Source organism: Mycobacterium sp. E3298, from assembly GCF_001666895.1.
Taxonomy (GTDB): Bacteria; Actinomycetota; Actinomycetes; order Mycobacteriales; family Mycobacteriaceae; genus Mycobacterium.
This window is the reverse complement of record NZ_LZJB01000353.1, coordinates 1-5008: the sequence shown is the minus strand read 5'-3', so window position 1 is coordinate 5008 and position 5008 is coordinate 1. Positions and strand designations below refer to the sequence as shown.

The window sequence follows — 5008 nt, the reverse complement described above, 5'->3', positions numbered from 1 at the left end:
GCGGGCGGTCGGCTCGCAGGCGCGGCGTTGTGTGAGCCCCACCGTGGGTCGGGCGCCGGCGCATCGGCCAGCGGCGCCATCAGGGCTCCCCGGCAACGTGGACACCATTCGCGCTGCCGTTCGCGGACGTTCCACCGAGTGCCGCATTGGGAGCACACCTGGATCACCGGACCAGCGTAGCCTCGCGGCGATCCGCTCCGCGTGCGGCGAGCGGTGGGGGTCCCGCGGATCGCTCGGGAATGGCTGGAGCCGAGTCGTCGGCTATCTCTTCAGCTATCCCGACTATCCACAGTTTCCACAGGTTTATCCACATGCGGGTTCTGGGTAAGGGAACCGTTACTACAGCTTTTCCGGCTAGCGGTGGTTCGACATGTGGATAACACCGCTGGGTTGACGCATGCGATAGACAGCCCAGAACGGTCGCCGAGCGAAATGGATTGTCTTGCTAAGCAACCGCGGGGCCCCCGCGATGGCGCCCTCGGCTGGGTCTGCGCGGCGTTCGGCGCCAACCCGCAGTTCAGAGAGTCATTTTCCAAGCCCGCCCCGAAGCGCTATGATCGCGTTCGCGCGAAAATTGTTGTGACTCACCTCACTGCCGCGAGGTGAGGGGCGGGTGAAAGGCGATTGATGGCCACGCATTCGTTCGGTCCGGGTTCACCGGCCCCATCGAAGTCGTACTCGGGCTCGCCCGCGTGGAATCACAGCTACAGCGTTGCCGCGTTGCGCGCCGGGCTCATCGCGCTGGCGTTGCTGGCCGTTCTCCTTCTCATCGTTCTGTCTTGAATCGACGCTGAACGGGTATTCGCCTTCCGGCTCATCGCGGTCATTCTTGCGGTCCGCGCAGTCATGGAGCAGGGTTGTCTACGGCTGGCTGCCGCTTGGCAGGCTTGCGAATGAGCGTTAGAAGACAATCGAAGAAAGGAACGCCGTGGCTGAATACACCCTGCCCGATTTGGACTGGGATTACGCAGCGTTGGAACCGCACATCTCGGGGCAGATCAACGAGATCCATCACAGTAAGCACCACGCCACGTACGTCAAAGGCGTGAACGACGCCGTCGCCAAACTCGAAGAGGCGCGCGCCAACGACGACCACGCCGCGATCTTCCTGAACGAAAAGAACTTGGCGTTTCACCTCGGCGGCCACGTGAACCACTCGATCTGGTGGAAGAACCTGTCGCCGGACGGCGGCGACAAGCCGACCGGCGAGCTCGCCGCCGCGATTGACGATGCGTTCGGGTCGTTCGACAAATTCCGCGCCCAGTTCAGTGCCGCCGCCAATGGACTTCAGGGTTCGGGTTGGGCGGTCCTGGGATATGACACCCTCGGCAACAGGCTGCTCACTTTCCAGCTGTACGACCAGCAGGCCAACGTCCCGCTTGGCATCATTCCCTTGCTGCAGGTGGACATGTGGGAGCACGCCTTCTACCTGCAGTACAAGAACGTCAAGGCGGACTACGTCAAGGCGTTCTGGAACGTCGTCAACTGGGCCGACGTGCAGAAGCGGTATGCGGCCGCCACGTCGAAGACCAATGGACTGATCTTCGGCTGAGTCCCACCTCGAATCGACACGGGCGTCGCGCGGCTTGCGCGGCGCCTTTGTCGTTTGCGCGGTCGCCGATTGGGCACTCCGAGAACATGTGCGCCTTTGGCCGTGTCGGGTTGCACGGCACCGAACCCGCAGGCATGCTTGGTTATTCGAGCTACCAGTGTGGTTAATCGGACGGAGGCGTCGCGCGGAGGTCGAAATGGAAACTGGGTCTGACCGCCCGATAGGGGTTTCCCCTTTCCATGCTCGTGGTGCCCTGAAAGGGTTCGTGATCTCCGGACGTTGGCCGGATTCGACCAAAGAGTGGGCACAATTGCTCATGGTCGCGGTCCGGGTCGCGTCATTGCCCGGATTGCTCTCCACGACAACGGTGTTCGGCGCCCGCGAAGAACTGCCCGAGGAGCCCGAGCCGGGCACCGTCGGCCTGGTGCTTGCCGAAGGTACGGTCTTCGGCGAATCGGCAATCCAGCCAGGCTATTTCGCCGATCACCAGCCCCCGGCCCTGCTGATGCTGCACCCTCCATCGGAGACCACGCCGTCCTTGCCGGAATGCAACGGCGCGGCGTCGGGATGCGTCCTGCTCCCCGGATTGCCCTACCTGGGACTCGAGCATCGAGCGGCCTGGGTGGAGGCGGAAGCCGACGGCACGATCACATCGATGGTGAGCCGAGTCGGAGTCGACCCCATCAGCCATCCCGATACCGCCATCCTGGCGATGCTGCTTGCGGCATAGCCATTTACTTCGGCGTGAATTAGAAAACTCGGCTCGTTTTTGGCATCGATCGCCGCACCCGTGCGCTCGCCGGGTTTGGGCGTGCACGACGTCTGCACAACCGCCCCGCGGCCCCTTTGCGCACGCCGCCGGCGCACTCCCCCGCTTTCCCGCCCCCCGTTGCGGAAATGCCGGCGCGCGGGCGTCGCAGATGGGCCCGTCGCGACGGGCCGCCGAACACCGATTCACATATCCGGCACGTTTGCGAAGGGTGTTTTCCGGCCGCAACTGGCATTCGACAGCAAATAAGGCGTTAAGCAATCATAAATTGCTGCCCGGTTGCGGTGCGACCGCCCAGCACCTGCCCATCCTACACTTGACCCGCCCCGCCACCGACGGCCCGCCACCTTGCAACGGATGTCCGATTCTGCGGATAACCTGTGAGTTTCGCCGATTTAGTGGACACCCCAGCGAATCAGTTGGACGCTCGTCAAGTGCGGTATCGGCAAGCACCAGCTACGCCTGGACCGAATCCTGGGGGGTTTGCACCTGTTTCGGGACACAAACCCCCGCTACCATGATCAGCAAATATACCTAGGTAATAGTTCACTTCTACAGCCCAGTGGAGGTCATATCCAATGAGCACGACGTTCGCTGCTCGCCTGAACCGCCTGTTCGACACGGTGTATCCCCCGGGACGGGGGCCCCACACCTCGGCTGAAGTGATCGCGGCGCTCAAGGCGGAGGGCATCACGATGTCGGCTCCCTACCTGTCGCAATTGCGTTCGGGGAACCGCACCAACCCGTCGTCGGCGACCATGGCCGCGTTGGCCAACTTCTTCCGCATCAAGCCGGCCTACTTCACCGACGACGAGTACTACGAGAAGCTCGACAAGGAACTGTCCATCCTCGCCACCATGCGCGACGACGGTGTGCGCCGCATCGCCCTGCGCGCATCCGAGTTGTCCCCCGAGGCGCAAGGCGAGGTCATGCAGCGGGTCAACGAGCTGCGTCGCGCCGAGCACCTGGACGCTTAGCGGACGCCCGCGCCCGCACCCAGCCGCCCGGCCCCGACCTGGAGGGCTCCCGCCCGCCCATTCCGATTAGGGTTGGCTCACGGGATCGCGCACGCCCGAGAGCGATAGTCCACGAGATACCGGGGAGGCGGCCGGGTATGGGCCTGTTCCGCAAGCGAAAGAGTCGCGCGACGCGTCGCGCCGAAGCCCGTGCGATCAAGGCCCGCGCGAAGCTGGAGGCCAAGCTCGCCGCCAAGAACGAGACTCGCCGGTACAAGGCCGCCCACCGGGCGGAGGCCCGAGCCCTCAGAGCGCAGATCAAGGCCCAGCGGGACAGCGACCGCAACGCGCTCAAGGTCGCCGAGGCCGAACTCAAAGCGGCGCGCGAAGGGAAGATCTTGTCGCCGACACGGATTCGTCGGGCGCTCACGGTGTCCCGGCTGCTTGCGCCCATCCTCACACCGGTCATCTACCGGGCCGCCGTCTCGGCGCGCGCCCTGATAGATCAGCGTCGCGCGGATCAACTCGGGATCCCCCTGGCGCAGATCGGGCAGTTCTCCGGCCACGGCGCGCAGCTGTCCGCCCGAATCGCCGGGGCGGAAAAGTCCCTGCGGGCGGTGCAGGACAAGAAGCCCAAGGACGCCGAAACGCGGCAGTTCGCGTCGGCCATCACCGAGCGGCTCACCGACCTGTCGGCGGCTGTCACCGCCGCGGAGAACATGCCGGCCACGCGCCGCCGGGCGGCGCACGCGGCGATCGCGGCGCAGCTCGACGGGATCGAGGCGGACCTGATGGCCCGGCTCGGGTTGAGCTGATCAACCGAATGCGGCGGCCCGGCATGCCGATCCGAGCGCGGGTCTCCCGCGTCCCGGTCGCGGTGGCCGCCGCCCTCACCCTCTACGCCGTCTCGGCCGCACAGCTTCCGGCGGCGTGGGCCCACGTCCACGCCAGCAGCGACAACGCGCTGCGCGGCGCCATGGCGATCGTCACCTTCCAGGTCCCCAACGAATCGAACACGGGCGCACTGACCACCGCGCTGAGCGTCGCCCTGCCCGACGTGGCCGCGGCCAGCACCGAAACCGCCCCGGGGTGGACGGCCAGGCTGGACCGTGACGCGGCATCGGGCGCCGTGCGCTCGGTGACGTGGACGGCCGCGCCAGGAGGCGGCATCGGGGCTGACCAGTTCGCGCTGTTCCGCGTCTCGATGAAGCTGCCCGATACCGACACCGTCAGTTTCCCGGCCACGCAGACCTATTCCGACGGCACGGTCGTCAAGTGGGACCAGCCGCCGCTGCCGGGCGGTGGTGAGCCGGAGCACCCGGCGCCCACGCTGACACTTGCCGTCGGACCGGCGGCATCCCACGGCCACCATCCGTCTTCTGTCACGCCGGCCGACCAGGTGTCCGGGCCTCCGCCTAAACCCGCGGACAACACCGCCCGGATGTTGGGCGGCGGGGCCCTGGTCGTGGCCGCGCTGGGAGTCTGCCTCGGACTGATCCGCCGCCGGGCATGAGGCGGTTGGCGATTGCCGCATGCGTCGGTGCCCTCTGGCTGATCGCGACGATGACCGCGCCGGAGGCGTCGGCCCATGCCGCCCGGGTGGCCACCGATCCGGCCGACAACGCGGTCCTCGCGGCGGGGCCAGAGCGCGTGAGCGCCACGTTCAACGAACAGCTGCAGACCACGTTCGCGGCCATGACCGTCGTCGGGCCCGACGGCAATGTGTGGTCC

The 5008-nt window shown here is 66.3% G+C and carries 7 protein-coding genes and 1 pseudogene; 7 read left to right on the top strand and 1 reads right to left on the bottom strand.

The genetic code is table 11. From position 1 onward, the window contains the following. Positions 1-167 (bottom strand): annotated as a pseudogene (locus A9X05_RS32235) (hypothetical protein); the annotation flags it as partial. Positions 168-627: 460 nt separating this feature from the next. Here A9X05_RS32235 and A9X05_RS31700 point away from each other — a divergent pair. The 7 genes from A9X05_RS31700 to A9X05_RS16355 form a co-directional block, all read left to right on the top strand. Further along, a complete protein-coding gene (locus A9X05_RS31700; RefSeq protein WP_197499089.1) occupies positions 628-783 on the top strand; it encodes a hypothetical protein in 156 nt (51 codons plus the stop codon). A 145-nt stretch (positions 784-928) separates the two neighbouring features. Next, positions 929-1552: a superoxide dismutase gene (locus tag A9X05_RS16380; protein WP_067279219.1), complete on the top strand. Its 624-nt coding sequence runs from the start codon at positions 929-931 to the stop codon at positions 1550-1552. 196 nt (positions 1553-1748) lie between these two features. After that, positions 1749-2282 (top strand): hypothetical protein, encoded by a 534-nt coding sequence (locus A9X05_RS16375; protein WP_046186040.1) that lies wholly within the window; start codon positions 1749-1751, stop codon positions 2280-2282. Positions 2283-2899: 617 nt separating this feature from the next. Then, positions 2900-3298, top strand: a complete 399-nt coding sequence (locus tag A9X05_RS16370) for a helix-turn-helix transcriptional regulator (RefSeq protein WP_067758872.1) — start codon at positions 2900-2902, stop codon at positions 3296-3298. Between the two features lie 137 nt (positions 3299-3435). After that, positions 3436-4092, top strand: a complete 657-nt coding sequence (locus tag A9X05_RS16365) for a DUF6474 family protein (protein WP_067758869.1) — start codon at positions 3436-3438, stop codon at positions 4090-4092. A 23-nt stretch (positions 4093-4115) separates the two neighbouring features. Further along, positions 4116-4790, top strand: coding sequence for a YcnI family protein (locus tag A9X05_RS16360; protein WP_067782696.1), 675 nt, complete (start codon positions 4116-4118; stop codon positions 4788-4790). Further along, positions 4787-5008, top strand: a 222-nt coding sequence (locus A9X05_RS16355) for a copper resistance protein CopC (RefSeq protein ID WP_197499088.1), incomplete at its 3' end; no start/stop codon positions are given. The genes A9X05_RS16360 and A9X05_RS16355, both read left to right, overlap by 4 nt.